Source organism: Citrobacter sp. HN-141 (assembly GCF_033341895.1).
Classification (GTDB): Bacteria; Pseudomonadota; Gammaproteobacteria; order Enterobacterales; family Enterobacteriaceae; genus Citrobacter.
In genome coordinates, this window is sequence record NZ_JAWPBF010000068.1 from 1 (window position 1) to 378 (window position 378).

General features: G+C 47.1%; 1 tRNA gene and 1 rRNA gene. Both read left to right on the plus strand.

Going from position 1 to position 378, the window contains the following annotated elements:
- Positions 1-67: ribosomal RNA gene (locus RYZ59_RS24610) — 16S ribosomal RNA — on the plus strand; the annotation flags it as partial.
- An 85-nt stretch (positions 68-152) separates the two neighbouring features.
- A tRNA-Glu gene (locus RYZ59_RS24615) sits at positions 153-228 on the plus strand.
- Positions 229-378 lie beyond the last annotated feature (150 nt).

Genomic DNA, 378 nt, shown 5'->3' on the forward strand with positions numbered 1-378 from the left:
ATTCATGACTGGGGTGAAGTCGTAACAAGGTAACCGTAGGGGAACCTGCGGTTGGATCACCTCCTTACCTTAAAGAAACGTACTTTGTAGTGCTCACACAGATTGTCTGATGAAAAGTAAATAGCAAGGCGTCTTGCGATTGAGACTGACACGTCCCCTTCGTCTAGAGGCCCAGGACACCGCCCTTTCACGGCGGTAACAGGGGTTCGAATCCCCTAGGGGACGCCACTTGCTGGTTTGTGTGAGTGAAAGTCGCCGGCCGAAGTATCTCAAAACTGACTTCCGAGTCTTGTTTGAGATATTTGCTCTTTAAAAATCTGGATCAAGCTGAAAATTGAAACGACACACTGTGTCTGTTCTCCGTAATAAGAAATGAAA